Annotated in this window: 24 protein-coding genes and 1 pseudogene; 12 read left to right on the top strand and 13 right to left on the bottom strand. The window is 72.2% G+C overall.

What is annotated here, in order from left to right; translation table 11 throughout:
* Positions 1 to 1,421: pseudogene (locus IO20_RS40200) on the bottom strand (hypothetical protein); the annotation flags it as partial.
* Positions 1,422 to 1,621: 200 nt separating this feature from the next.
* On the opposite strand from IO20_RS40200, the gene IO20_RS0103120 reads away from it, so the two are divergent.
* From IO20_RS0103120 to tyrS, 3 genes are read left to right on the top strand one after another with little or no spacing between them, the layout of a single operon-like run.
* A complete protein-coding gene (locus IO20_RS0103120) occupies positions 1,622 to 3,145 on the top strand; it encodes a TldD/PmbA family protein (protein WP_030546891.1) in 1,524 nt (507 codons plus the stop codon).
* Complete coding sequence (locus IO20_RS0103115; RefSeq protein WP_030546892.1) at positions 3,142 to 4,533, top strand: metallopeptidase TldD-related protein; 1,392 nt, start codon at positions 3,142 to 3,144, stop codon at positions 4,531 to 4,533. The genes IO20_RS0103120 and IO20_RS0103115 overlap by 4 nt, the downstream gene beginning before the upstream one ends.
* A 53-nt stretch (positions 4,534 to 4,586) precedes the next feature.
* Complete coding sequence (gene tyrS, locus IO20_RS0103110; RefSeq protein ID WP_030546894.1) at positions 4,587 to 5,855, top strand: tyrosine--tRNA ligase; 1,269 nt, start codon at positions 4,587 to 4,589, stop codon at positions 5,853 to 5,855.
* A 247-nt stretch (positions 5,856 to 6,102) separates the two neighbouring features.
* Here tyrS and IO20_RS0103105 read toward each other — a convergent pair whose 3' ends face one another.
* Complete coding sequence (locus IO20_RS0103105; protein WP_030546896.1) at positions 6,103 to 6,378, bottom strand: GlsB/YeaQ/YmgE family stress response membrane protein; 276 nt, start codon at positions 6,376 to 6,378, stop codon at positions 6,103 to 6,105.
* A 170-nt stretch (positions 6,379 to 6,548) separates the two neighbouring features.
* Here IO20_RS0103105 and IO20_RS0103100 point away from each other — a divergent pair, with 170 nt between their 5' ends.
* Both IO20_RS0103100 and IO20_RS0103095 read left to right on the top strand, forming a co-directional pair.
* Complete coding sequence (locus tag IO20_RS0103100) at positions 6,549 to 6,893, top strand: DUF3099 domain-containing protein (protein WP_030546898.1); 345 nt, start codon at positions 6,549 to 6,551, stop codon at positions 6,891 to 6,893.
* A 198-nt stretch (positions 6,894 to 7,091) separates the two neighbouring features.
* Positions 7,092 to 7,307: a hypothetical protein gene (locus IO20_RS0103095; protein WP_030546900.1), complete on the top strand. Its 216-nt coding sequence runs from the start codon at positions 7,092 to 7,094 to the stop codon at positions 7,305 to 7,307.
* A 31-nt stretch (positions 7,308 to 7,338) separates the two neighbouring features.
* On the opposite strand, the gene moaA is transcribed toward IO20_RS0103095, so the two are convergent.
* The 3 genes from moaA to IO20_RS0103080 form a co-directional block, all read right to left on the bottom strand.
* The gene (gene moaA / locus IO20_RS0103090; protein ID WP_030546903.1) at positions 7,339 to 8,328 is read right to left on the bottom strand and encodes a GTP 3',8-cyclase MoaA; all 990 of its coding nucleotides are present in this window, start codon (positions 8,326 to 8,328) and stop codon (positions 7,339 to 7,341) included.
* Between the two features lie 164 nt (positions 8,329 to 8,492).
* A complete protein-coding gene (locus IO20_RS0103085) occupies positions 8,493 to 10,160 on the bottom strand; it encodes a solute symporter family protein (RefSeq protein ID WP_037634406.1) in 1,668 nt (555 codons plus the stop codon).
* Positions 10,157 to 10,531 carry a DUF485 domain-containing protein gene (locus tag IO20_RS0103080; RefSeq protein WP_030546906.1) on the bottom strand — a complete coding sequence of 125 codons (375 nt, stop codon included), beginning with the start codon at positions 10,529 to 10,531 and terminating at the stop codon, positions 10,157 to 10,159. The genes IO20_RS0103085 and IO20_RS0103080 overlap by 4 nt, the downstream gene beginning before the upstream one ends.
* A 273-nt stretch (positions 10,532 to 10,804) precedes the next feature.
* Here IO20_RS0103080 and IO20_RS0103075 point away from each other — a divergent pair, with 273 nt between their 5' ends.
* Positions 10,805 to 12,343, top strand: coding sequence for a S8 family peptidase (locus IO20_RS0103075; protein WP_030546908.1), 1,539 nt, complete (start codon positions 10,805 to 10,807; stop codon positions 12,341 to 12,343).
* 114 nt (positions 12,344 to 12,457) lie between these two features.
* Complete coding sequence (locus IO20_RS0103070; RefSeq protein WP_030546910.1) at positions 12,458 to 13,771, top strand: CoA transferase; 1,314 nt, start codon at positions 12,458 to 12,460, stop codon at positions 13,769 to 13,771.
* On the opposite strand, the gene IO20_RS0103065 is transcribed toward IO20_RS0103070, so the two are convergent.
* The 8 genes from IO20_RS0103065 to IO20_RS0103030 form a co-directional block, all read right to left on the bottom strand.
* On the bottom strand, positions 13,761 to 14,804 hold the full coding sequence (locus tag IO20_RS0103065) for a zinc-dependent alcohol dehydrogenase family protein (RefSeq protein WP_030222116.1): 1,044 nt from the start codon (positions 14,802 to 14,804) through the stop codon (positions 13,761 to 13,763). The two genes, IO20_RS0103070 and IO20_RS0103065, sit on opposite strands and share 11 nt — an antisense overlap.
* An 18-nt stretch (positions 14,805 to 14,822) precedes the next feature.
* On the bottom strand, positions 14,823 to 15,467 hold the full coding sequence (locus IO20_RS0103060; RefSeq protein WP_030546912.1) for a lysoplasmalogenase: 645 nt from the start codon (positions 15,465 to 15,467) through the stop codon (positions 14,823 to 14,825).
* Positions 15,464 to 16,399: a sterol desaturase family protein gene (locus IO20_RS0103055; protein WP_030546914.1), complete on the bottom strand. Its 936-nt coding sequence runs from the start codon at positions 16,397 to 16,399 to the stop codon at positions 15,464 to 15,466. Before IO20_RS0103055 ends, IO20_RS0103060 begins: the two co-directional genes overlap by 4 nt.
* Positions 16,400 to 16,546: 147 nt before the next feature.
* A complete protein-coding gene (locus IO20_RS0103050; RefSeq protein ID WP_030546916.1) occupies positions 16,547 to 17,260 on the bottom strand; it encodes a VIT1/CCC1 transporter family protein in 714 nt (237 codons plus the stop codon).
* 24 nt (positions 17,261 to 17,284) lie between these two features.
* Positions 17,285 to 18,547 (bottom strand): amidohydrolase family protein, encoded by a 1,263-nt coding sequence (locus IO20_RS0103045; RefSeq protein WP_051874303.1) that lies wholly within the window; start codon positions 18,545 to 18,547, stop codon positions 17,285 to 17,287.
* Positions 18,544 to 19,836 carry an amidohydrolase family protein gene (locus IO20_RS0103040; protein ID WP_030546920.1) on the bottom strand — a complete coding sequence of 431 codons (1,293 nt, stop codon included), beginning with the start codon at positions 19,834 to 19,836 and terminating at the stop codon, positions 18,544 to 18,546. The genes IO20_RS0103045 and IO20_RS0103040 overlap by 4 nt, the downstream gene beginning before the upstream one ends.
* Positions 19,837 to 19,851: 15 nt before the next feature.
* On the bottom strand, positions 19,852 to 20,736 hold the full coding sequence (locus tag IO20_RS0103035; RefSeq protein ID WP_030546922.1) for an SDR family NAD(P)-dependent oxidoreductase: 885 nt from the start codon (positions 20,734 to 20,736) through the stop codon (positions 19,852 to 19,854).
* Entirely contained in the window at positions 20,736 to 21,533 is a 798-nt protein-coding gene (locus tag IO20_RS0103030) for an acetoacetate decarboxylase family protein (RefSeq protein WP_030546924.1), read from the bottom strand. The genes IO20_RS0103035 and IO20_RS0103030 overlap by 1 nt, the downstream gene beginning before the upstream one ends.
* 96 nt (positions 21,534 to 21,629) lie before the next feature.
* Between IO20_RS0103030 and IO20_RS0103025 the strand changes: the two genes are divergently transcribed.
* The 5 genes from IO20_RS0103025 to IO20_RS0103005 all read left to right on the top strand — a co-directional run bounded on the left by IO20_RS0103025 (position 21,630) and on the right by IO20_RS0103005 (position 26,367).
* Complete coding sequence (locus IO20_RS0103025; RefSeq protein ID WP_031126717.1) at positions 21,630 to 22,334, top strand: TetR/AcrR family transcriptional regulator; 705 nt, start codon at positions 21,630 to 21,632, stop codon at positions 22,332 to 22,334.
* Positions 22,331 to 23,317: a DEDDh family exonuclease gene (locus IO20_RS0103020; RefSeq protein WP_030546928.1), complete on the top strand. Its 987-nt coding sequence runs from the start codon at positions 22,331 to 22,333 to the stop codon at positions 23,315 to 23,317. Before IO20_RS0103025 ends, IO20_RS0103020 begins: the two co-directional genes overlap by 4 nt.
* 64 nt (positions 23,318 to 23,381) lie before the next feature.
* Complete coding sequence (locus IO20_RS0103015) at positions 23,382 to 23,615, top strand: hypothetical protein (RefSeq protein ID WP_037631103.1); 234 nt, start codon at positions 23,382 to 23,384, stop codon at positions 23,613 to 23,615.
* 108 nt (positions 23,616 to 23,723) lie between these two features.
* A complete protein-coding gene (locus tag IO20_RS0103010; RefSeq protein ID WP_030546931.1) occupies positions 23,724 to 24,542 on the top strand; it encodes an SURF1 family cytochrome oxidase biogenesis protein in 819 nt (272 codons plus the stop codon).
* Between the two features lie 34 nt (positions 24,543 to 24,576).
* The gene (locus tag IO20_RS0103005) at positions 24,577 to 26,367 is read left to right on the top strand and encodes a glycoside hydrolase family 15 protein (protein ID WP_030546933.1); all 1,791 of its coding nucleotides are present in this window, start codon (positions 24,577 to 24,579) and stop codon (positions 26,365 to 26,367) included.
* Position 26,368 lies beyond the last annotated feature (1 nt).

Raw genomic sequence — 26,368 nt, 5'->3', positions numbered from 1 at the left:
GCTTGGGGCTGCGGCTGGGCCTGGGCGGGGACGGAGACCGGGACGGGGGCCGCCGGGGCGGGCGCGGAACTCGGGTCCGGGGCCGGGTCCTGGGTCGGGGCCGGGACGGGGGCCGGCGCGCTCTGGGCCTGCGTCGGCGGGGATGCCGGGGGCGACGTCGGCGGCGGTACCGGGGGCTGCGTCAGCAGGGGCGTCGCGGGCGGCGGCTCCACCGCCCGGCGGACGGCCTCGATCGCGGAGGCGCCCACCCGGACCCGGCCCGTCGTCGCGGTCAGGGCCGCGGCCGCGTTCGCGTCACCGGTGCCGTGCTCGGTCCGTCCCGACGGGGACTCCCCCGGCGCAGCGTCCCCCGGCGGGGCCTCCCCCCGCGCGTCGCCGCCCTGGGCGCCGCACTCCTGACCCGCCGGGGCGCCGAGTTCGCGCAGCTGCGTCTCCGTACGGTCCAGGTGGCGGCGGAGGTCGGCGGCCTCCTCCTCGTCGTCCGCCCACTCCAGGAGCTCGGCGTACCGGCTCGCCTTGCGGCGCAGGGCGTCCAGCTGCTCCGCCCGGGCCTCCCGCAGCCGGGCCAACTCCGCCCCGGCGGCGTCGTACCCGAGGTCCGGCGACCAGGTGACGCCCTCGGCGGCGAGCGCGGAGGCGAGTCGCTCGCGCTCCGCCGTCCAGGCCGCGATCCCGGCGCCGGGATGGTCCACGGGGAGGTGCCCGGCCTCGACGGCGTCCGCCGCGGCGCGCAGGACACCGGCCAGCCGCTCGCCGGAGCCCTTCAGGACGGCGAGCGACGCGGGCAGGTCGACCAGGGGTTCGGGTGCGGGCACGGGCGCGGCGTCCTCACGATCGGGATTCGTCATCGGGGAGTGGGGCGGCGGGGCGGCGGGGGTGAAGGGCGCGAAGGCCGGGCTCTCGTCCGGACCCGGGTCCGCGTCGGGCGGGGCCTCCGCGGCCTCGAAGCGCGGGCCGACCTCGTGGGCGTCCGGCGGTGGACCGCTGTCCGCCGCCGTCCGTAACGCGCTCTCGTGCCGCCTCGCCAGCGGTCCGACCGGCAGCCGGCTCGTACCGGGCAGGAGCATCCCGTAGAGGGCGCAGCGGGCGAGCGGCGGGTCGAGCACCCTGAGCATGGCGAGGAGTTCGTCGAGGGTGGGCTCGGCCAGGGCGCGCTGCGAGAAGCCGTACTCCGTGCGGAGCGCCCGCACCGCCCAGACGAGCCCGCAGGCGGCGATGCCCGTGAGCTGTCCCTGCTGCGCCTTGGCGAGGCGCACCCGTGCCGCGTGGAGTTCCCGCCGTGAGGGAGGGGACGGGGGCCGGTCGGAGGTGTGGGCGTGTTTGTCGCCCCGTAGGCAGTGGTGCCGGGTCAGCAGGGATCTGAGGGCCTCCTCGTCAAGCGACGTCAGCCAGGACCTGACTCCGTTCACCCACCCGTGCATGGCGTCGAGCATCTCATTGCGGCACCACCGGTGCTATGCCGTTGCTCTATTCCGATTCCTCAAGAGGGCCCGGACGAAGGCGCGTTGGAGTGGGTCGCGCCGAGGGCGCGCATCAATGCGCCGACTCCGCGGCCCGTCCCGTGATTGACTTCCGGGACAGTTCGACCGCCTTCTTCCGATCACCGAGAGCGAGGCCGCTCGTGGTCCATCAGATCGACCCTTCGTTCGTCGCGCTGCCCCTGCGGGCGCTCGCCGACGCGGCGCTCGCCCGAGCGCGCGCGCTCGGTGCCGAGCACGCCGACTTCCGTCTGGAGCGGGTGCGCAGCGCCTCGTGGCGGCTGCGCGACGCCAAACCGTCCGGTTCCTCCGACACCACGGACCTCGGCTACGCGGTGCGGGTGGTGCACGGCGGGGCCTGGGGGTTCGCGTCCGGGGTCGACCTGACCATGGACGCGGCCGCGCGGGTCGCCTCGCAGGCGGTGGCGATGGCCAAGCTGTCGGCGAAGGTGATCGCGGCGGCCGGTTCGAACGAGCGGGTGGAGCTGGCCGACGAGCCGGTGCACGAGGAGCGCACCTGGGTCTCCTCGTACGAGATCGACCCCTTCTCCGTGCCCGGCGAGGAGAAGAGCGCGCTGCTCGCCGACTGGAGCGCGCGGCTGCTGCGCGCGGACGGCGTGGCGCACGTCGACGCCTCGCTGCTCACCGTCCACGAGAACAAGTTCTACGCGGACACGGCGGGCACGGTCACCACGCAGCAGCGGGTCCGGCTGCATCCGCAGCTGACGGCGGTCGCCGTCGACGGGACGACCGGTGAGTTCGACTCGATGCGGACGATCGCGCCGCCGGTCGGGCGGGGCTGGGAGTACCTGACGGGCACCGGCTGGGACTGGGACAAGGAGCTCGACGAGATCCCGGGGCTGCTCGCCGAGAAGATGCGGGCGCCGAGCGTGGAGGCGGGGCGGTACGACCTGGTCGTGGACCCGTCGAACCTCTGGCTGACGATCCACGAGTCGATCGGGCACGCCACCGAGCTGGACCGGGCCCTGGGTTACGAGGCGGCGTACGCGGGCACCTCGTTCGCCACCTTCGACCAGCTGGGGAAGCTGACGTACGGCTCCTCGATCATGAACGTGACGGGTGACAGGACCGCCGAGCACGGGCTCGCGACGGTCGGGTTCGACGACGAGGGCGTCGAGGCGCAGAGCTGGGACCTGGTGAAGGACGGCACGCTCGTCGGCTACCAGCTGGACCGGCGGATCGCGAAGCTCACCGGCCTCGGCCGGTCGAACGGCTGCGCCTTCGCGGACTCCCCCGCGCACGTGCCGGTGCAGCGGATGGCGAACGTCTCCCTCCAGCCGGACCCGGGCGGCCTGTCGACCGAGGACCTGATCGGCGGTGTGGAGCGGGGCGTCTACGTGGTGGGCGACCGGTCCTGGTCGATCGACATGCAGCGCTACAACTTCCAGTTCACCGGACAGCGCTTCTTCCGCATCGAGAACGGGCGGCTCGCCGGCCAGCTGCGGGACGTGGCGTACCAGGCGACGACCACCGAGTTCTGGGGCTCGATGGAGCAGGTCGGCGGCCCGCAGACGTACGTGCTCGGTGGCGCGTTCAACTGCGGCAAGGCCCAGCCGGGCCAGGTCGCCTCGGTCTCCCACGGCTGCCCCTCCGCCCTCTTCCGGGGCGTCAACATCCTCAACACGACGCAGGAGGCCGGGCGATGAGCCGCGTCAGCAAGCCGTACGAGATCGTCGAGCGGGCCCTTGAGCTGTCCCGTGCCGACGGGTGTGTCGTCATCGCCGACGAGGAGTCCTCGGCCAACCTGCGCTGGGCGGGCAACGCGCTCACCACGAACGGTGTCACCCGCGGCCGTACGCTCACGGTGATCGCGACCGTGGACGGCGCGCAGGGCACCGCCACCGGGGTCGTCTCCCGGTCCGCCGTGACCGTCGACGACCTGGAGCCGCTGGTCCGGGCCGCCGAGGCCGCCGCGCGCACGGCCGGGCCCGCCGAGGACGCCCAGCCGCTGGTGGCGGACGTTCCCTCGTCGCCCGACTTCACCGACGCCCCGGCGGAGACGTCCTCCGCCGTCTTCGCCGACTTCGCCCCGGCGCTCGGCGAGGCCTTCGCCCGCGCGCGGGCCGGCGGCCGTGAGCTCTACGGCTTCGCCAACCACGAGCTGACCTCCACCTACCTGGGGACGTCCACGGGTCTACGGCTCCGGCACGACCAGCCCAACGGCACCCTGGAGCTGAACGCCAAGTCGCCCGACCGCTCGCGGTCCGCCTGGGCCGGGCGCTCGACCCGGGACTTCAAGGACGTCGACCCGGCCGCGCTCGACGCCGAGCTGGCGACCCGCCTCGGCTGGGCGGAGCGGCGGATCGAGCTGCCCGCAGGACGGTACGAGACGCTGCTGCCGCCGACGGCCGTGGCCGACCTGCTGATCTACCAGCTGTGGTCCTCCACGGCCCGGGACGCGGTGGAGGGCCGTACGGTCTTCTCCAAGCCCGGCGGCGGCACCCGGCTCGGCGAGACGCTCTCCCCGCTGCCGCTGACGCTGCGCAGCGACCCGAACGAGCCGGGCCTGGAGTCCGCGCCGTTCGTGATCGCGCACTCCTCGGGCGACGACTCCTCCGTCTTCGACAACGGCCTGCCGATCGGGCCGACGGACTGGGTGCGGGACGGGAAGCTGGAGCACCTGATCACCACCCGGCACACGGCGGCCCTCACCGGGCTGCCCATGGCCCCCGGGGCGGGGAACCTGATCCTGGACGGGGGCGGCGAGCGCTCCCTGGAGGAGATGGTGGCCGCGACGGAGCGCGGGCTGCTCCTCACCTGCCTCTGGTACATCCGCGAGGTCGACCCGGCGACGCTGCTGCTCACCGGACTGACCCGGGACGGCGTCTACCTCGTCGAGAACGGCGAGGTGGTAGGCGAGGTGAACAACTTCCGGTTCAACGAGTCGCCGGTGGACCTGCTGTCGCGGGCCTCGGAGGCGAGCCGGACGGAGAAGACGCTGCCGCGCGAGTGGGGCGACTGGTTCACCCGGGCCGCGATGCCCGCCCTGAGGGTGCCCGACTTCAACATGAGCTCGGTCAGCAAGGGGGTCTGACCCGCCTAGACTGGGTCGTCGTACCACCAAACAACCAGAGGAGACTGACGGTCGTGACGGACATCGTCGACGAGCTGAAGTGGCGTGGGCTGTTCGCCCAGTCCACCGATGAGGACGCACTGCGCAAGGCTCTCGCGGACGGTCCCGTCACCTTCTATTGCGGTTTCGACCCGACCGCGGCCAGTCTCCACGTCGGCCACCTGGTCCAGGTCCTCACCGTCCGCCGGCTCCAGCAGGCCGGGCACCGGCCGCTGGCGCTGGTCGGCGGGGCCACCGGCCAGATCGGTGACCCGCGGCCGACGGCCGAGCGCACCCTGAACGACCCCGAGACGGTCGCGAACTGGGTGAACCGGCTGCGGACGCAGATCGAGCCGTTCCTCTCCTTCGAGGGGGAGAACGCGGCGGTCATGGTGAACAACCTGGACTGGACCGCCGGCCTGTCGGCGATCGAGTTCCTGCGGGACATCGGCAAGCACTTCCGGGTCAACAAGATGCTGACCAAGGACTCCGTCGCCCGGCGCCTGGAGTCCGAGCAGGGCATCAGCTACACGGAGTTCAGCTACCAGCTGCTCCAGGGCATGGACTTCCTGGAGCTGTACCGCCGCTACGGCTGCACGCTCCAGCAGGGCGGCTCCGACCAGTGGGGCAACCTGGTGGCGGGGCTCGACCTGATCCACCGCGTGGAGCCCGGCGCCGAGGTGCACGCGCTCGCGACCCCGCTGATGGTCAAGGCGGACGGCACCAAGTTCGGCAAGACCGAGAGCGGCGCCGTCTGGCTGGACCCGGAGATGACCACGCCGTACGCGTTCTACCAGTTCTGGCTGAACGTGGACGACCGGGACATCTCGACGTACATGCGGATCCTGTCCTTCAAGTCCCGCGAGGAGCTGGAGGAGCTGGAGGCGCAGACCGCCGAGCGGCCGCAGGCGCGTGCCGCGCAGCGGGCGCTCGCCGAGGAGCTCACCACCCTGGTGCACGGCGCCGAGCAGTGCGCGGCCGTCATCAACGCCTCCAAGGCGCTGTTCGGGCAGGGCGACCTGGCCGAGCTGGACGAGGCGACGCTGGCCGCCGCCCTGTCGGAGCTGCCGCACGCCCGGGTGACCGAGCTGGGCCAGGTCGTGGACCTGTTCACCGAGGTCGGGCTCGCGCCGAGCAAGTCGGGCGCGCGCCGCACGGTGAAGGAGGGCGGGGCCTACGTGAACAACGTGAAGGTCACCGCCGAGGACGCCGAGGTGTCGGCGGACGAGCTGCTGCACGGCCGCTGGCTGGTGCTGCGGCGCGGCAAGAAGAACCTGGCGGCGATCGAGTTCGCCGGCGCCTGACCGGTACGCCTACGCCGGAGGCCCGGTACGGCACACCCTCGTGTGTGTCGTACCGGGCCTCCGTGCGTCCGGCGCCCGAGCGGGGCTAGGGCCTCTCGTTTGGATCATGCCGGGCTCGCGGGCCCTGGCACCGCACCTCGCCGCGTTGTCGTCGGTTGCCACGGCTCCGCCATGGCGCCCTCCTCCGCCTTGCGAGCCACGGCAGCAGACCCCGCTCCCTGATCTGGCATGATCCAAACGAAAGACCCTAGGCGCGGCGTCTGCTGCTCTTCATCGAGGCCCACAGCATGTCCCCCACCCCGACCACGGCGACGGCGCCGAGCAGCTGGAGCAGGTGGCGGGTCCAGTCGATGCCCTTGGTCTCGTTGACCCCGATCCAGGTCGCGACCGCGTTGCCGAGCACGCTGCCGAGAATGCCGAACACGGTCGTCAGCCACAGCGGGATCTGCTGCTTGCCCGGCAGGATCGCCTTCGCGATCAGGCCGAGGACGAATCCCACGATGATCGCCCACAACCAACTCATCGTCGCCTCCTTGTACGCATGTCCGCCCAGTTTCGGCCCGTGGGCCATACGGCGCATGTCGGGCGGCGCCATCCGTGCCCCCGGCCTCCGCCGCGGCGGAGCGCGGGCGTACCGTGGAAACAAGGTCCGGACCGGGAGAGTCCGGCGCGACCGGTGGGTGGTGGACGGCGATGCGGAAGCGAGGCGGAACCGAGGTCTTCCGGATCACGGGGGCCCGGCAGGGGCTCGCCGACGACGTGCGGGGACGCCAGCGGCGTTATGTCATCTCGATGACGGTGCGGACGCTGTCCGTGATCGCGGCCGCGGTGCTGTGGGACGTCCAGCGGCATGTGGCCGTGGTGGCCCTCGCCCTGGGCGTGCTGCTCCCGTACATCGCCGTGGTCATCGCCAACGCGGGCCGCGAGTCGGCTCCGTCCCTTCCCTCCACCTTCGTACCGCCTCCGGTGCGGCCTGCGCTCGGTGCCGCAGAGGCCTCGGCGGACAGGGAGACGGAGCCTCCGTCCGGCCGGAACTGATCACGCACAGTGGCCGAAAAAGCTCAAGAAAAGCTCAAATCAATCCTGAGCTTCCAGTGCACCGCACCCCATGTGCCGTGACATACTTCCTACGCGCTCCGCATCCCCCGTCGGAGCGACGGACCGATGCCGGGCAGCTCCCCCCGTGGCTGCTCGGCATCGCCCTTGCTGGACAATGATCAGGTGATCAATGGTCCAGTGAGCGAAGAGAAGCCGATCTGTTCGGCCAAGGGATGCCGCGCCGACGCCGTCTGGGTGCTCGCGTGGAACAACCCCAAGCTGCACACGCCCGAGCGTCGTAAGACCTGGCTCGCGTGCGAGGAGCACCGCGAACACCTCTCCCAGTTCCTGGGCGTACGGGGCTTCCTGAAGGACGTCGTGCCGCTGGCCGAGTGGGAGCCGGCCGAGGGCTGAGGGCCCCGGTCAGCCCCGGGGCTGCCCCGGGTCAGCCGCCGATCGCCGACATGGGGCGGTCGGGCTGGAGGAAGTCGGGGTCGTCGAGGCCGGAGCCGGCCTTCTTGCCCCACATCGCCTGCTTCCAGATCCGGGCCACCTCGTCGTCCGGGGCGTCCGAGCGGAGCGTGGCCCGCAGGTCCGTCTCCTCGGTGGCGAACAGACAGGTCCGCACCTGCCCGTCGGCGGTGAGCCGGGTGCGGTCGCAGGCCCGGCAGAACGGCCGGGTGACGGAGGCGATGACGCCGACCGTGTGCGGTCCGCCGTCGACGACCCAGCGCTCGGCGGGCGCGGAACCGCGCTCGTCGGAGCCTTCGGGCGTCAGGGTGAAGCGGGTGCGCAGGGACTCAAGGATGTCACCGGCGGTGATCATGCCGTCCCGCTTCCAGCCGTGCTGGGCGTCGAGGGGCATCTGCTCGATGAAGCGGAGTTCGTAACCCTCCGCCACCGCCCAGGCCAGGAGGTCGGGGGCCTCGTCGGCGTTGAGCCCGGGCATCAGGACGGCGTTGACCTTGACCGGGGTGAGGCCGGCGTCGCGGGCGGCGGCCATGCCGTCGAGGACGTCCCGGTGGCGGTCGCGCCGGGTGAGGGTCTTGAAGACGTCGGGGCGCAGGGTGTCCAGGGAGACGTTGACCCGGTCGAGGCCGGCGGCCTTGAGGGCGGTGGCCGTGCGCTTGAGTCCGATGCCGTTGGTGGTGAGGGACATCCGGGGGCGGGGCTCCAGGGCGGCGCAGCGCTCGACGATGCCGACGAGGCCGGGGCGGAGCAGCGGCTCGCCGCCGGTGAAGCGGACCTCGGTCACGCCGAGGTCGGTGACCGCGATGCGGATCAGCCGGACGATCTCGTCGTCGGTGAGCAGGTCCGGCTTGGCGAGCCACTGCAGGCCCTCCTCCGGCATGCAGTACGTACAACGCAGATTGCAGCGGTCCGTGAGTGAGACGCGCAGGTCGGTGGCGACCCGGCCATAGGTGTCGATGAGCACTGTGGGCCCCCTCCCGGTCTTGCGGTTGCTTGTGGTTCGAGCCTACGTGAGCGCGCGGACAACGAGCAGGGCAGATTGTCACGGGACCGGCGCGGCCGCGTCGTAGAACTCTACGACGCGGCCGTCCGGGGATCGCGGACCGTATACGACCCGCTGCGCTGCGGTCAGTGCTTGACCGCGGCGGCGACCCCGACACCGGTCAGGGACTTGACCTCCAGCTCCGCGTACTTGCCCGCGTCCGGCTCCTCCTTGGAGAGGAGCGAGCCGAGCCAGCCGAGGAGGAAGCCGAGCGGGATCGAGACGAGCCCCGGGTTCTCCAGCGGGAACCAGTGGAAGTCCACGCCCTTGAACATCGAGGCCGGCCCGCCGGAGACGACCGGCGAGAAGAGGACGAGGACGACGGAGGAGATCAGTCCGCCGTAGATCGACCAGAGCGCGCCCTGGGTGGTGAACCGCTTCCAGAAGAGCGAGTAGAGGATCGTCGGCAGGTTGGCCGAGGCGGCGACCGCGAAGGCGAGGGCGACGAGGCCGGCGACGTTGAGGTCGCGGGCGAGGGCGCCGAGCGCGATCGACACGATGCCGATGAGGACGGTGGACCATCGGGCGGCCCGCATCTCCTCCTTCTCGGTGGCCTTCCCGCGCTTGATCACGTTGGCGTAGATGTCGTGCGCGAAGGACGAGGAGGAGGCCAGGGTCAGACCGGCGACCACGGCGAGGATGGTGGCGAAGGCGACGGCGGAGATGACGGCGAGGAGGATCGCGCCGCCGGTGGAGCCGGCGCCGCCGCCGACCTCCAGGGCGGTGAGCGGGGCCGCCGTGTTGCCGGCCTTGTTGGACGCCTTGATGGTGTCGCCGCTGAGCAGGGCGGCGGCGCCGAAGCCGAGGACGATCGTCATCAGGTAGAAGGCGCCGATGATGCCGATGGCCCAGTTGACCGACTTACGGGCGGCCTTCGCGGTCGGCACCGTGTAGAAGCGGATCAGGATGTGCGGCAGGCCCGCGGTGCCGAGGACGAGGGCGATGCCGAGGGAGATGAAGTCGAGCTTCGAGACGGAGCTGAGGCCGTACTTGAGGCCGGGCTCCAGGAACGCGTCGCCCTTGCCGCTGTTGGTGGCGGCGGCGCCGAGCAGCTGCGAGAGGTTGAAGTCGAACTTCAGCAGGATGAGGAAGGTGATGAGGAGCGTGCCCGCGATGAGCAGGACCGCCTTCACCATCTGCACCCAGGTGGTGCCCTTCATGCCGCCGATCGTCACGTAGACGATCATCAGGACGCCGACGAGGGCGACGATCGCGACCTTGCCGCCGTCGCTGGTGATGCCGAGGAGCAGCGAGACGAGGACGCCGGCGCCCGCCATCTGGGCGAGCAGGTAGAAGATCGAGACGACGATCGTGGAGGTGCCGGCGGCGGTCCTGACGGGCCGCTGGCGCATCCGGTAGGCGAGGACGTCGCCCATGGTGAAGCGGCCGGAGTTGCGCAGCGGTTCGGCGACCAGGAGCAGGGCGACGAGCCAGGCGACCAGGAAGCCGATCGAGTAGAGGAAGCCGTCGTAGCCGTAGAGGGCGATGGCACCGCTGATGCCGAGGAAGGACGCGGCGGACATGTAGTCGCCGGAGATCGCGAGGCCGTTCTGGAAGCCGGTGAACTGGCCTCCGCCGGCGTAGAAGTCGGCGGCGCTGCGGGTCTGGCGGCCGGCCCAGATGGTGATGATCAGGGTCGCGATGACGAAGGCGCCGAAGAGGGCGATGATCAGCGGCCGGTGCTCGGCGGTGGCGCTGTCGGCGGCGAGGAGGACGGGGGCGCTGTCGGCGGCGAGCAGGACGGTGGTGCTCATGCGTCGCCCTCCATACGGGACTTGATGGCCTCGGCCTTGGGGTCGAGCCGGTTCGCCGCGTGCCGTGAGTAGAGCCAGGCGATGAGGAAGGTGGTGAGGAACTGGCCGAGGCCCAGGACGAGCGCCACGTTGATGTTGCCGAACACCTTGGTCCCCATGAAGCCGCCCGCGTAGTTGGAGAGCAGCACGTACAGCAGGTACCAGGCGATGAAGGCCAGGGTGAGGGGGAAGGCGAAGGAGCGGTACGTACGGCGCAGTTCGCCGAACTCCGCGCCCTCCTGCACCTCGACGAACTGTTCCGTCGTGGGCGTTACGGGAGCGGATGCGGCATCCATCCCGTTTCTGGGCGGCGGCGGTGCTTCGGTAGCCACGGAATCTCCTCGTGACGCGGGGACGGACGGCATGGTCAAGGGGGCCTCACCAGGGGTGCGGGTACCGGTGCTCCGATCAGAGCTCCTCCCCTGCACAACGGCACGGAGCGCGAAGCGAAGCGGTTCACACGAGGGATTTATTCGCACAGATCTTCATGAAGTCTTCTCAACTCATTGAAGCGCCGGGAAGATCAGCGATAGCTTCACTCGTCATGCACCTGCCCGCGCGCAAACCCGCGCGCGAGCAGTACATACGGATGATGTGGAGAACCCATGGCTCATCTGGGATCGAGGCGCGGCCGAGCTCTCGCTCTGCCGGTTGGTCTCGCGCTCACGGCTTCGCTCGGCTTCCTTCCCTCCGGCGCCGCCTCCGCCGCGGATCTGAGCGACGCACCGGCTACGGCAGCGGTGGCGACGAACGGGCCGAAGCTGACGTACGTCGTCAACGTCGAGGGGGGCCGCTGGACGGCCGCCTCGGTGAAGAAGGCGATCGCCGCCGCCGGCGGTGAGGTGGTCGTCTCGTACGACCAGATAGGCGTGATAGTCGTCCACTCGCAGAACCCCGAGTTCGCGAAGACGATCCGTCAGGCGCGTGGTGTGGTGTCGGCCGGTTCGACCCGTACCGCCCCGCTGTCCGCCCAGGCGGACGACGCCGTCGACGAGGGCGCCCAGACGCTGTCCGCGGCCGAGGCGAAGGCCGCCGCGGCGAGCGCCACGGACGCGCAGGACCCGCTGGAGCCCCTGCAGTGGGACCTCCCCGCCATCAAGGCGGACAAGGCCCACGCGAAGACGCTCGGCAGCAAGCGCGTCACCGTCGCCGTCATCGACACGGGTGTCGACGACACCCACCCGGACCTGGCGCCGAACTTCGACGTCGCCGCGTCCGCCAACTGCGTGTCGGGCAAGCCGGACACCACCCCCGGCTCGTGGCGCCCGAACCCGGGCGAGAGCGACCACGGCACCCACGTCGCCGGCACCATAGCCGCCGCCAAGAACGGCGTCGGCATCACCGGTGTCGCCCCGGGCGTCAAGGTCTCCGGCATCAAGGTGTCCACCCCGGACGGCTTCTTCTACACCGAGGCCGTGGTCTGCGGCTTCATGTGGGCGGCCGAGCAGGGCGTGGAGATCACGAACAACAGCTACTACACCGACCCGTGGATGTTCGCCTGCAAGACCGACGAGGACCAGAAAGCCCTCATCGAGGCGGTCACCCGTGCGACCCGCTACGCGGAGCGCAAGGGCACCGTCAACGTCGCGGCGGCCGGCAACTCGAAGTTCGACCTCGCGGCCGACTCGATCGTCGACAAGAGCAGCCCGAACGACACCGTCCCGGCCGAGCGGGTCATCGACCCGAAGGTGTGCTTCGACTACCCGGCCATGCTGCCGGGCGTCGTCACCGTCTCCGCGACCGGTGCCAAGGACCTGAAGTCGTCGTACTCCAACTACGGCCTCGGCATCATCGACGTCGCCGCCCCCGGCGGTGACCGCACCGAGTACCAGACCCCGGGCGCCCCGGCGGTCAACGGTCGCATCCTGTCGACCACGGTCAACGGCGGCTACAACTACAAGGCCGGCACGTCGATGGCCTCGCCGCACGCGGCGGGTGTCCTCGCGCTCATCAAGTCGACGCACCCCTACGCGAGCCCGGCGGCGCTGAAGGCGCTGCTGTACGCGCAGGCCGACGACCGCGCCTGCACCAACCCGTACGACATCGAGGGCGACGGCAAGATCGACGCCGTCTGCGAGGGTGGCGTGAACAAGAACGGCTTCTACGGAGCCGGTCTGGTCGACGCCCTGGACGCGGTGAAGTAAGAGGCCGTGAAGTACGAGGCCGTGAAGTGAGCGGCTCGGCGTGACCGGAAGGCCCTGGTGGGGCGTGTGCCACACCAGGGCCTTTCGCATGGCACTCAGTGCCACACTGCGCTCATGGACAACGGCATGGGCAACACGGTGCGTACGGGTACGGAGTTGTTGTGGTCGGCTCTCGGCGGCGATCCCGCCCTGGTCGACCGCGTGGAGTACGGCGGGACCTCCGGGCTGCTGCCCGCGCGACTGCCCGTGATGGACCTGGCGCGGGCGACCGTCGCGGTCGCCGGGCTCGCCGCCGTCGAGCGGGCCGGGCTGCCGGGGCGGGTGCGGGTGGACGACGGGGCCGTGGCCACCGCCTTCGTGAGCGAGCGTCATCTGCGGGTCGACGGGCGGGCGCCGGTGAACTTCGCGCCGCTGTCGCGGTTCTGGCGGGCGGCCGACGGGTGGATCCGTACCCACGCCAACTATCCCCATCACCGGGCGGCGTTGCTCACCGCGCTCGATGTCCGCTCCGGGTCGGTGGAGGCCGTCGAGGCGGCGATCGGCGCACGGCGGGCCGTGGACGTCGAGACGGCGGTGTACGCGGCGGGAGGGCTCGCCGTGGCCCTGCGCACGCCCGCCGAGTGGGCGGCGCACGAACAGGGCCGTGGGGTGGCGGCCCGGCCGCTGCTCACCCGTGAGCGGCTCGACGAGGCCCCGCCCCGGCGCCGTACGGGCCCCCTGCGGGTCCTCGACCTGACGCGCGTGATCGCGGGTCCTGTCGCGACCCGGACGCTCGCGCTGCTCGGCGCGGACGTGCTGCGGATCGACCCGCCGGGCAACCCCGAACTGCCGGACCAGCACGCGGACACGGACGTCGGCAAGCGGACCGCCGCCCTCGATCTGGACCGGCCCTCCGACCGGCGAACCTTCGACGAACTCCTGGACGCCGCCGACGTGCTGGTCACCGGCTACCGGCCGGGCGCGCTCGACCGGTTCGGCCTCCACCGCCCCGGGCTCGTCACCGCGCGGCTCTCCGCGTGGGGCGACCACGGCCCCTGGCGCGAGCGGCGCGGCTTCGACAGCCTGGTGCAGGTGGCCACCGGGATCGCGGTGACCGAGGGCTCGGCCGAGGAGCCGGGGGCGCTGCCCGCGCAGGCCCTGGACCACGGCACGGGCTATCTGCTCGCGGCGGCGGTGCTGCGGTCGCTGACCGAGCAGGACCGGGAGGGCGGCACGCGGCTCGTCCGGCTGGCGCTGGCACAGACGGGCCACTGGCTGACGCACACGCTGCCCCGGTACGAGCCCGAGCGGTACCTCACCGAGTCGGAGGGTCCGCTCGGGCGGCTGCGGCACGCGCTGTCGCCCGTCGCGTACGAGGGCGGCCCGACGGGCTGGTCGCGTCCGCCGGGCGTGCCCGGCGGCGACGCCGCCGCCTGGGTCACGGCGTGACGAGGACCTTCAGGGCGGTGCGCTCGTCCATCGCCTTGTAGCCGCCGGGGACGCCGTCGAGGCCGACGGTCAGGTCGAAGACCGGGGACGGGTCGATGGTGCCGTCGAGGACGTCCGGCAGCAGTTCCGGGATGTACGCGCGCACGGGGGCAACGCCGCCGCGCAGGGCGATGTTCCGGTCGAACATGACGGACAGGTCGAGTCCGGTGCCGCTGCCGTGCGGGACGCCGACGTAGCCGATGGAGCCGCCGTCGCGGGCGATGGCGACGGCGGTCCGCATGGACTGCTCGGTGCCGACGGCCTCGATGACGCCGTGGGCGCCCTGGCCGCCGGTGAGCTCGCGGACGGCGGCCTCCGCGGCCTCGCCGCGTTCGGCGACGACGTCGGTGGCGCCGAAGAGACGGGCGATGTCGGTACGGACGGTGTGCCGGCCGAGCGCGATGATCCGCTCGGCGCCGAGGCGCTTGGCCGCGAGGACGCCGCAGAGGCCGACGGCGCCGTCGCCGACGACCGCGACGGTCGAGCCGGGCTTCACGCCCGCGCCGAGGGCGGCGTGATGGCCGGTGCCCATGACGTCGGAGAGGGCGAGCAGGGCGGTCAGGAGCCGGTCGTCGGAGGCGGCGTCGGCGGGGAGCTTGACGAGGGTGCCGTCGGCGAAGGGGACGCGGACGGCCTCGCCCTGGCCGCCGTCGGAGCCGACCGAGCCCCAGAAGCCGCCGCGCGGGCAGGAGGTCTGGAGCCCTTCGGCGCAGTAGTCGCAGGTGCCGTCGGACCAGACGAAGGGGGCGACGACGAGGTCGCCGGCCGCGAAGCCGGAGACGTCGGCGCCCGCCGCCTCGACGATCCCCAGGAACTCGTGCCCGATGCGCTGGCCGGGCTGCCGGGCCGACTCGCCCCGGTAGGCCCACAGGTCGCTGCCGCAGACGCAGGCGCGCAGGACGCGGACGACGACGTCCGTGGGGTCCTGCACCACCGCGTCGGGCACGTCCTCCACGCGCATGTCGAACGGGGCATGGATGGTGGTGGCGCGCATGGCGGAGGGTCCTTGCTGTCAGACGTTTGTACGACGTTCACCGTACATCGCGCGGAGCACTCCCGCCGTCAGCAGGTACTGCGCCGCGATGTAGGTCAGCATGACCCAGAAGTCGGGCGCCGGCAGCTGGGGCCATCCGGCGACCCCGGTGGCGATGAGGGTGTCGGACAGCAGGAAGAGGGCGCCGCCGAGGCCGGCCAGGAGGCCCAGGGAGCTCGCCCGGTAGGCCATGGCGGTGAGCAGCAGCGAGTACCCGGCGACCGGGATCCGCAGGTCGGCGGGGAGGTCGGGCCAGAGGAGCGCGACGGTGCCGACGAGGGCTGCGGTGTACGCGATCCCCAGGGGGACGGACGTACGGCGCCGTCCGAAGAGGACCAGGTAGCAGACGTGCCCCGCGGCGAAGGAGCCCATGCCGACGAGGAAGGCCCAGTCGGCGTCGGAGAGCAGGAAGACGTCACCGCCCCAGCCGAAGAGGAGCGCGGCGATGAGCAGCTTCGGGGCGCCTCTGGTGACGGCGTGGGCGGCGAGCAGCGGCATCAGGAGCGGTTTGGCGAGCTGGTGGCCGAGTTCGGCGCCGGCGAGCAGGGAGATCAGGTCGACGGCGGCGGCGGCCCCGAAGGCGGCGAGCAGCGCGCGCGAGAGGCCCGGGGAGGAGGTCTTCACGCGGCGGTTCCCGGGGCGGGCTCGGCGGCGGGCGCGTGGGCGGGCTGGGCGGCGGGCGTGTGGGCGGGCCCGGCGGTCGGCTCCGGGCTCTTCCCCGCGACGGGTGCCGGCTGCCAGCCGGGTCCGCGGAAGACCCGCCCCGCCCGCTCGCGCCAGTCGTTCGCGGCCCGGAGGTCGCGGGCGATGGCGGCGTACTCGTGGGTGGCGACCCGGAGCGGGTTGTACGTCTCGATGTTCTTGGTGAGCCCGTAGACGGGCCGGTCGGTCTCGCCGACCCAGGAGCCGAACATCCGGTCCCAGACGATGAGGATCCCGCCGAAGTTCCGGTCCAGGTAGCCGCCCTGGGAGGCGTGGTGGACGCGGTGGTGGGAGGGGGTGTTGAGGACGTACTCGAAGGGCCGGGGCAGCTTGCCGACGCGCTCGGTGTGGATCCAGAACTGGTAGACGAGGTTGACGGAGTAGCAGAAGGCGACGGCCGCCGGGTGCACGCCGAGGGCGATCATCGGCAGGTAGAAGGGCCAGGAGGTCACGCTGGTCCACGGCTGCCGCAGGGCGGTGGTGAGGTTGAACTTGCGGCTGCTGTGGTGGACGACGTGGCAGGCCCAGAGGACGCGGATGACGTGGTGTCCGCGGTGCTGCCAGTAGTAGAGGAAGTCCTGCGCGAGCAGCATGAGCGGGATCGTCCACCAGAGGACGGGGACGCGGAGCGGGGTCAGCTCGTAGACGGCGGTGTAGATCGCGACCACGGGGATCTTCCACAGCGCGTCGAAGGCCAGGCTTCCCAGACCCATGCCGATGCTGGTGGCGGCGTCCTTGGTCTCGTACCCGGCGGCGTCCTCGTCGGGGTGGATCCGGTGGCTGACCATCTCCAGGACGGTGAGCAGGACGAACGCCGGTATGGACCAGAGCACGACATCGGGCAGGTTCGGCATGTCGTCGACGGTAGGGGTGGGGGGCGGGGCGGGGCTAGACGTTGTTACCAACAAGTATGCGAGACGGCTTGTCAGCAAGCTTTGGCACCTTCTGACAATGCGGGCGCCTTCCGGCGAGGCGGGCACCATCCGACCAGGCGGGCGCCGTCAGACCCCGGCCGCTCCGAGCAGGGAGCCCGCACCGTAGGTGACGGCCATCGCGAGCGCCCCGCCGGCCATGTTGCGCAGGACCGCGCGGCCCGGGGGCGCCTCGCCCAGGCGGGCGCTCCACCAGCCGGTGAGGGCGAGGGCCGCGAGGACGGAGAGCACCGTGACCCACAGCCGCGCGGCCGTCGGCGGCAGGACCATCGCGAGCAGGGGCAGCAGGGCGCCGACCGTGAACGCGAGGAAGCTCGCCCAGGCCGCGTGCCAGGGGTTGGTGAGGTCGTCGGGATCGATGCCAAGCTCCACGCGCGCGTGGGCACGCAGGGCGTCGCGCTCGGTGAGCTGCACCGCGGCCTCGCGGGCCACGTCGGAGGAGAGGCCGCGGGCGGACAGCAGTGCGGTCAGTTCGTCGAGTTCGGCCTCCGGGTCCTCCCGCAGTTCGCGCTTCTCCTGGGCGAGCGCGGCCTTCTCGGAGTCGCGCTGGGTGGAGACGGAGACGTACTCCCCCGCCGCCATCGACATCGAACCGGCGAGCAGCCCGGCGAGTCCGGCCGTGAGCAGCGTGGCCCGGGACTCGGTGGCGCCCGCGACGCCGACGACGAGGCCGGCGGTGGAGACGACGCCGTCGTTGGCTCCGAGCACGGCGGCCCGGAGCCAGTTGAGACGGGAGCCGAGGCCTCCCTCGTGGGCGGAGTCGTCGAGGGGTGCGTCAGTCACCCCGGGAGGGTCTCACCCCGGCCGTCACCAGACGCGGACCGACCCGCCCGGGGCGAAGGCCGGACTGGTCGCGCCCTCCGGGACCTTCTCCAGGGGTGTGGCGATCTCCGCGACCTCCGGGCCGTGGACGGCGGCGAGGGGGTCGAGGAGGTCGAGGTCGAAGCCGTAGACGCGGGCCGCGTTGCCGCCGACCATCGCAGCGACCTCGTCCCTCGGCACTCCCGCGTAGGCGATCCGGAGGCCTTCGCGGGAGTACGGGGTGGTGCCCTCGTCGTGCGGGTAGTCGCTGCCCCACATGATCTTGTCGAGTCCGATCCGGTCGCGCAGCGGCACCTCGTGGGGGCGCATGAAGCTCGCGCCGACGAAGCAGTTGTCGCGCCAGACCTCGCTGGGGCCCCTGCCCATGGACGCGGCGAGACCGGCGCCGAACCTGGACTCGGCGGTGACGGCCCGGGAGGCCGCCGCGACGAGCCGCTCGTGGTAGTAGTCCAGCATGTCCATGATCCCCGGGATCCAGCCGGAGCCCTGCTCCGTCAGGACGAGCCTGAGTTCGGGGTGGCGGCGGAACGCACCGCCGAAGATCAGGTGCCACAGGGCCCGGTGGGAGAACCAGGTGGTCTCCACCATGAAGACCGCGCGGGCGGCCGGTTCGTCGCCGAGCGGCGGCGAGGCGGAGCCGCCGTGGTGGTTCACCGGCACGCCGAGTTCGGCGCAGACCGCCCAGATCGGGTCGTACGTCTCCGAGTACAGCTCGGGCACCCCCGACCCCGGCGGGGCGCCCGGCAGCAGGATCCCGCCGGTGAGGCCCGCCTCCTTGGTGCGGCGGATCTCCTCGACGGCCTCGCCGACGTCGTTGAGGAGGATCTGCGCCACGCCCGCCCTGCGGCCCGGCGCGTCGGCGCAGAAGTCGGCCAGCCAGCGGTTGTGCGCCCGCAGTCCCGCCCAGCGGAGCGCGTACTCCTCGCGGGTCGGAGCGGGGGCCATCAGCGAGGCGGAGGGGAAGAACGGCGGGACGGTGTTCGGGAAGACGACCTCGGCGACGATCCCGTCGGCCTCCAGTTCGCGCAGCCGGCGCCCGGAGTTCCAGTTGCGGTCGGCGGTGTCGGCGAGCAGGTCCTCGTACGGGTTGACGTAGGTCGCCGCCCAGGCGTCGAAGGCCTCGTGGTGCCTCTTCTCCAGGTACGGGCGGTAGTCGAGGAGGTCGGCGCCGGCATGGCAGTCCGCCGAGATGACGGTGTAGCGGTCGGGATGGCCGTCGGTGGGGCGGCCGGTGGGGCGGTCCGTCATGGCGTGACCCCCAGGACCGGGAAGTCGTGTTCCGTCAGCCAGTGGCGGCCGACCTCGCGCGAGCGGGCCCAGGAGGCCTCCACGGCTGCCTGGTCGGGCGATTGGCCGAGGTCGGCGGGGGTGGGACCGATCCGACGGGCTATTGGATCCAATGCTTGAATATCGAATCCGAAGACCTCCGCCGCCGAGAGGCCCAGCATCCGGCGCGTCTCCGCCACCGGGATGTCGTGGAACGTGTTCCGCAGCCACGCGCGTGTGTTCGGCCAGGTGCCCTCCGGGTGCGGGAAGTCCGAGCCCCACAGGATGTTGTCGACGCCGATCTCGTACCGCTGGGCGAGTTCGCGCCGCTTGGTGTTGGTGGCGCAGACGAAGACCTGCCGGTCCAGGTACTCGCTCGGCGGCCGGGTCAGCTCCGCGAACGGGGACAGCTTCTTGCCGCCGTGCGCCCCGAGGTAGAGCCGGTCCATGAACCAGAGCAGGTTCGGCAGCCACCAGCAGCCGGACTCGGCGATCCCGAACCGCAGCCCGGGGTGCCGCTCGAAGACGCCCGACCAGAGCAGGAACCACAGCGGCCTGGCCGGCCACCAGGTGACCTCGGAGACGTAGATGCCGAGGTGGTCTCCGTACTCCTCGCGCGGCGCCGCGCCCGAGTGGGTGACGAGCGGCATCCCGGTCTCGGCGGCGGCCGCCCAGATCGGGTCGTAGCGCCGGTCGTGGTACGGCGCCTTGTCCACCCACATGGAGGGGATCATCAGCGCGCCGAGCCCCGACTCCCTGGCCCGGTGGATCTCGGCGACGACCTTCGCGGGCTCCGCGGTGATGGGCAGCAGCGCGACCCCGCAGTGCCGCGCGGCGTTGCCGGCGTTCCCGCCCACGAACTCGGCGAGCCAGCGGTTGTGCGCCTGCGCGCCCGCCATGCCGAGCGCCGGGTCCTGGTCGCCGGAGAGGCCGAGGCCCACGCCGAAGGGGGCGGCGGTCCTGCTGTCGACCGCGTCCGCGTCGGGGAAGACCACCTCGGCCGCGACCCCGTCGCCGTCGAGTTCCTTGAGCCGCTGCACGGGGTCCCAGCCGCCGCGCAGGCCCTCCTCGTTGTCGTGGAACCACCGGTCGGCGAAGGCCTCGTTGCGCACCCCGAGCCGGGTCATGGCCTCCTGGCGGGCCTCGCGTCCGGCGAGGAACTCGTCGAACTCACGGCGGAAACGGGGATCGAGATAGGGCCGGTAGTCCTCGGTGGGCAGCCCGGCATGACAGTCGGAGGAGATGATCAGATACGGGTCTTCATGACTCATCGTGCTGTCCCCCAGTCAGTCGAGGATGAAGCTCTCCAGATAGGACGGGGCGGCGCGGTCGAGCATCGACGTGGAGCGCGCCCTGATCTGCCGGTCGCTGTGCTCGCTCTCCGGCAGCATCCAGAAGCGGTCGGCGCGGATGCCGTCGACGACGTGCTCCGCGACCTCCTCCACCGGGGTGAAGGCCACCTCGTGACCGGCCTCCTTCATGGCGGCCTCCCACTGGTCGAGACTGCGGTACGGGGTCCTGCGCGGGCGCTGCTTGGCGTACCGCTCGGGCCGGTTGCGGTGCGACTCCCAGAGGCCGGTGCGGAGCATGTGCGGTCCCGGGAAGAGCACGGACGCGCCCACGCGCGCGTGCTCGGCCCGCAGATGGGCGTAGAGCGACTCGGTCATGGTGACCACGGCCGCCTTGGTGACCGCGTACACGGAGGCGGTGGGCAGCGGCGCGATGCCGCCGTCGCCGGAGGAGGTGTTGACCACATGGCCCGGTTCGCCGCTCGCGAGCATGCGCGGGACGAAGGCCTGGATGCCGTGGAAGACGCCCCAGACGTTGACGGAGAAGGCCCACTTCCAGTCGTTGGGGTCGTGTTCCCACATGCGGCCCTCGGCGCCGGAGCCGACGCCCGCGTTGTTGCAGAGGACGTGGACCGCGCCGAAGGTGTCGTAGGCGGCCTCGGCGAACGCATGCACTTCGTCGGCGTCCGAGACGTCGACCGTCCGGGCGAGGACCTGCGCCCCGCTCTCCATCAGCTCGTCGGCGGCCCGCGCCAGCGCGTCCTCCTCGACGTCCCCGAGGACGACGGTCAGGCCCTCGGCGGCGAAGCGGCGTGCCATGGCGAGCCCGATGCCGCTCGCGGCGCCGGTGACGACGGCGACCTGCCCCTCGCGCAGCTCCATCAGACGCTCCCCTCGGGCGGGCCGTCGAGGATCTGCTGCGGGTCGTCGTAGCGCTGGTGGACGTACGGCAGCAGGGCCTGCGCGGAGACGCGTTCGGCGACCGTGCCCTTCTGGTCGGTGGTCTTCTCGCCGATCGTGATCTCGACGAGCCGGCGCACGGGGAGGTCGGCGACCGGGTCGTACATGGACTCGCGCAGGACCACGTCACCGGTGACCCGCTCCAGTTTGCGCACCTTCTCGTTGCGCACGCAGTGGACCAGGACGGGGTCGGCGTCGAAGCCCGAACCCTCCACCCCCGGCAGGAACTTGAAGTAGAAGTCGGTCTTCTCGACGGGTTCCGGCAGCGGCAGCGGGCCGGAGACCGCGCCCCGGACCTCCACGAAGGCGATGCCGTGCCGGGCGAGGGCGGCGCGGATGACGAGCCCGTCGCGCTCGACGGTGACCTCGCCCAGTTTCTTCGGCTCGCCGAAGACCTCGCGTCCGCCGGTCAGGGCGCGTTCGTGGGTCATCGGCATGACCAGCGGGTACCAGCCCTCGCGGTCGCCGTGGGCGGCGGCGACCGCCACGGAGCCGGCACCCAGGGGGTAGCCGGGCAGGTCGACCCGGCTGATGTTGGCGCGGACGAGCGGGCGTGCGGTGGGTTTCAGCGGGGGCGGCAGGACCGCCGCGACGACGTCCGGATCGGTCTCCCAGACGGCGACCACCCCGGTGGACCAGATGTCGGGGAGCCGGGCGCTCCGTGCGCGGGCCGCCGCCGCCTCGGCGTCGGTGCGCGCCCCGTACCGTACTCGTGCCATGACGTACCGCCTTTCGGGATCGTCAGCCTGTAACACAGTTACACCGCCGGCCCCGAAGGGTAAAGAGGCGTGCACGCAGAGGAGTTGGGGGAATCGATGGCACGCTCCGCGCTGACCCGTGACGAAGTCCTGGACGCCGCGGCCGCCCTGGTGCGGGAGCACGGCCCCGACGCGCTGACCATGCGCAGGCTCGCCGCCGAGCTCTCCACCGCGGTGACCTCGATCTACTGGCACGTGGGCAACCGCGAGTCCCTCCTGGACGCGCTGGTCGCGCGCACGGTCGCCGACCTCGGGACGATCCGCCCGCGCGGGGCGACCCCGGCCGAGCGGATGATGTCGGTCGCCCGCGCGCTGCGCCGGGCCCTGCGCGAGCGTCCGCACCTGGTGGCGATGGTCCACGAACGGGGCCTGACGGAAAGGATGTTCCTGCCGGCCCAGCGGGCCCTGGTCCACGAGGCCCACGCGGCGGGGCTGCGCGGGGCGCACGCCGCGCGGGCGGTCCGCGCGCTCCAGTTCCAGGTGGTCGGCTACGTCCTGGTGGAGCGCAACAGGGAGCGCGCCCCGGTCCAGTCCCCCGCCGAGGAGGAACTGTGGCGCCGCGAGGACGCCGGGGCCGACGGGCCCCTCGCCCGCGCCCTGGCCGCTCCGATCGACACCGAGCGCCTGTTCGTCGACTCCGTGCGCGCCCTGGTCGACGGCCTCCTCGCCGGAGCCGGGGAAGGAGCCGCCGCGGACACCGGAAAGGGAGTTCCCGGGGACACCGGGGACGGGGATGTCGGTCGCGGGCCGTATTCTCAGTGACCGTGCTTGACGACCGTACGACAGCAGCGACGTGGCCGGCCGCCTACCCGCAGGGGTGGGCGGTCGTCGACGTGGAGACCACCGGACTCGCCCGCGACGACCGGATAGTGTCGGCTGCCGTCTACCGGCTGGACGCCCGGGGGAACGTCGAGGACCACTGGTACACCCTCGTCAACCCCGAGCGGGATCCCGGTCCCGTATGGATCCACGGCCTCACCAGTGACGTCCTGGAGGGCGCGCCGCTCTTCCCGGAGATCGCGGCGGAGTTCGCCGCCCGGCTCGACGGACGGGTCCTCGTCGCGCACAACGCGATGTTCGACTGGCAGATGATCGCCCGTGAGTACGCGCGTGCCGAGTCCGCCGCCCCGGTGCGGCAGCGGCTGTGCACGATCGCGCTCGCCAAGGAGCTGTCCCTGCCGCTGCCCAACCACAAGCTGGAGTCGCTCGCCGCGCACTTCGGCGTCGTGCAGCGCCGCGCGCACAACGCGCTCGACGACGCGCGGGTGCTCGCCGAGGCGTTCCGGCCTAGCCTGCACGCGGCGGCCGAGCGCAACGTACGGCTGCCGCTCCTGGAGTGCCGGCCGCTGACCGAGTGGGCCTCGTCGCCGGAGCGGCCCCGGATCGGTCAGCAGGCCTCGGGCCCGTCGGCGTACCGGGCGAACAGCTGGCGTCCCTCGCGGAAGCGGCCGCCGTGCCCGTACCCCAACCCCGGCCGCTACGAGACGGACAAACCGCTCAAGCAGGGCATGCGGGTGGCCTTCTCCGGGGACACCTCCGTGGACCGCGAGCTCCTGGAGGACCGCACCGTCGACGCCGGCCTCCACGTGGCGGGCAGCGTCTCCCGGCTGACCAGCCTGCTCGTCACCAACGACCCGGACGCCGCCACCTCCAAGACCCTCAAGGCCAGGTCCTTCGGCACGCCGGTCGTCGACGAGGCCGCCTACACCCAGCTGCTGCGGGACGTGGCCCCGGCAGACGGGTGACACCCCGGGCCCGGCGGGCGTGCCGAGCTGCGCGCGCCCGCCGGGAGCCCCCACCCTGTGGCGCATGGCACGTTGTGAGGTCTGCGGAAACGATTACGGCATGTCCTTCGAAGTCCACGCGCAGGGCGCGGTGCATGTCTTCGATTGCTTCGCCTGCGCCATCCACCGCATGGCGCCCATCTGCGAGCACTGCCGGGTCCAGATCATCGGACAGGGCGTCGAGGTCGACGGCAACTGGTACTGCGGCGGCCACTGCGCCCGCGCGGAGGGAAAGGTGGGCATCGTCGACAGGGTGTGACCGGACCCGGCGCCGGACCGCGTTGAGGAAACGAATCCCCTGATGGCTTCCGGCCCCCTTCGGTACCCGCCGCAAGGGGGCCTTTCGTCACGTTGTACCGTCAACGGCGTGTACCGCTTCCTGTTGTCCCGGCAGTGGGTGATCCTCACCCTCATCGCCCTCGTCCTCGTCCCGACGATGATCGAGCTGGGCTTCTGGCAGTTCCACCGGCACGAACGCCGGGTGGCCCAGAACGCCCTGATCGCGGACAGCGTCGCGGCGAAGCCGGTCCCGGTCGAGGAGCTCACCTCCCCCGGCCACACCGTCCCGCGCGCCGACTACTGGAAGCCCGTCACGGCGACCGGCACCTTCGACACCGCCCACGAGGTGGTCGTCCGCCGTCGCACCAACAGCGACGACCGGGTCGGCGTCCACGTCCTGAGCCCGCTGGTCCTCCGGGACGGCCGGATCGTCCTGGTCAACCGCGGCTGGGTGCCGGCCGCCGCCGACCAGCACTCCTTCCCCGCGGTGCCGCCCGCCCCCCGGGGCGAGGTCACGATCACCGGGCGGCTCAAGGCCGACGAGACGACCGGCGCGAGCGGCATCAAGGACCTGAAGGGCCTGCCGGACCGCCAGGTCATGCTGATCAACAGCGCCCAGCAGGCCGAGCTCATCGGCCGCGAGGTGCTCGGCGGCTACCTCGAACAGATCGCGCCCGAACCCGCCGGGAACACCCCCGAGCTGATCCCCGAACCCGATCACGACTCGATCGGCGCCCACATGGCGTACGCCGTCCAGTGGTGGCTCTTCACGGCCGGCGTGCCCGTCGGCTGGGTGATCCTGGTCCGCCGGGAGAAGCGCGACAGGGCAGCGGCGGCGGCCGGGGCCGACGCCTCCCGGGCCCCGGAGAACGCCCCCGACGCGATCCAGGCCACTCCGTCCCGCTGATTGACCGCCACCGCTTCCGGGAACAGCCCAAAGCGTGACGCAACGTATCGACGACTACGCCCTCATCGGCGATCTCCAGACCGCCGCGCTCGTCGGCCGCGACGGATCGGTCGACTGGCTGTGTCTGCCCCGATTCGACTCGGCCGCCTGCTTCGCCGCGATCCTCGGCGACGAGAACAACGGCCACTGGCGGATCGCGCCCAAGGGCGCCACGACCTGCGCCACGCGCCGCTACGCCGAGGACACCCTCGTCCTGGAGACCTACTGGGAGACGCGTACGGGCACCGTCAAGGTCGTCGACTTCATGCCCCAGCGGGACAGGGCCCCCGATCTCATGCGGATCGTGGAGGGTGTCAGCGGCAGCGTCGAGATGAGCTCCGTCCTGCGGCTCCGCTTCGACTACGGCTCGATCGTGCCGTGGATGCGCCGGGCGGACGGCCACCGGGTCGCGGTCGCCGGGCCCGACGCGGTCTGGCTGCGCAGCGATCCGCCCGTGAAGACCTGGGGCCAGCAGTTCTCCACCTGTTCCTCCTTCACCGTGAACGCGGGCGAGAAGGTGGCCTTCGTGCTCACCTGGCACCCCTCGCACGAGCCCCGCCCCGAACTCGTCGACCCCTACGAGGCCCTGGAGCAGTCCCTCGCCGACTGGCGGGAGTGGACGGCCCGCTGCACCTACCGCGGGCCGTACCGGGAGGCGGTGCTGCGCTCCCTGATCACCCTCAAGGCACTCACGTACGCCCCCACCGGCGGGATCGTGGCCGCGCCCACCACCTCCCTGCCGGAGGACGTCGGCGGCGTACGGAACTGGGACTACCGCGCCTGCTGGCTGCGCGACTCCTCCCTCACCCTCGGCGCGCTGCTCGCCGCCGGGTACGTCGAGGAGGCCGTCGCCTGGCGCGACTGGCTGCTCCGCTCGGTCGCGGGCGACCCCGCCGACCTGCAGATCATGTACGGGCCCGCCGGGGAGCGCCGACTCCCCGAGACGACCCTGCCGTGGCTGCGGGGGTACGCCGACTCGGCGCCGGTCCGCACGGGGAACGCGGCCGTGGACCAGTTCCAGCTCGACGTGTACGGCGAGGTCATGGACTCGCTCCACCGCGCGCGCGAGGCCGGGATCCCGGCGGAGCGGCACGCCTGGAACCTCCAGCTGAGTCTGCTCGGCTTCCTGGAGTCGACCTGGCGGGAACCCGACGAGGGACTCTGGGAGGTGCGCGGGCCCCGCCGCCACTTCACCCACTCCAAGGTGATGGCCTGGGTGGCCGCCGACCGGGCCGTCCGCACCCTGGAGGCGGACCCCTCGCTGCCGGGGGACGCGAACCGGTGGCGGACGATGCGGGACGAGATCCACACGCAGGTCTGCGCCAGGTCCTACGACCCCGTGCGGAACACCTTCACCCAGTCGTACGGCTCCCTGGAGCTGGACGCCGCGACCCTGCTCATCCCCCAGGTCGGCTTCCTCCCGCCGGACGACCCGCGGGTGGTGGGCACGGTGGACGCCGTCCGGGCGGAACTGCTGCACGGCGGCTATCTGCGCCGGTACAGCACCGGGTCCGAGGCGATCGACGGCCTGCCGGGTCAGGAGGGCACCTTCCTCGTCTGCTCGTTCTGGCTGGCGGACGCGCTGCGCCTGACCGGCAGGACCGAGGAGGCCCGCGAGCTGTTCGAGCGCCTGGTGCTCCTCCGCAACGACGTGGGGCTCCTGGCGGAGGAGTACGACCCGGTGACGGGACGCCAGCTGGGCAACTTCCCGCAGGCCTTCAGCCACATCGGCCTGGTGGGCACGGCCCTCGCGCTGGCCCGGGAGGACCGGGACCCGGCAGGATAGC

The organism is Streptomyces exfoliatus (assembly GCF_000725545.1).
Lineage (GTDB): Bacteria > Actinomycetota > Actinomycetes > Streptomycetales > Streptomycetaceae > Streptomyces > Streptomyces exfoliatus.
Note: the sequence above shows the minus strand (reverse complement) of the source record. Positions and strands in the feature narration are given on the sequence as shown.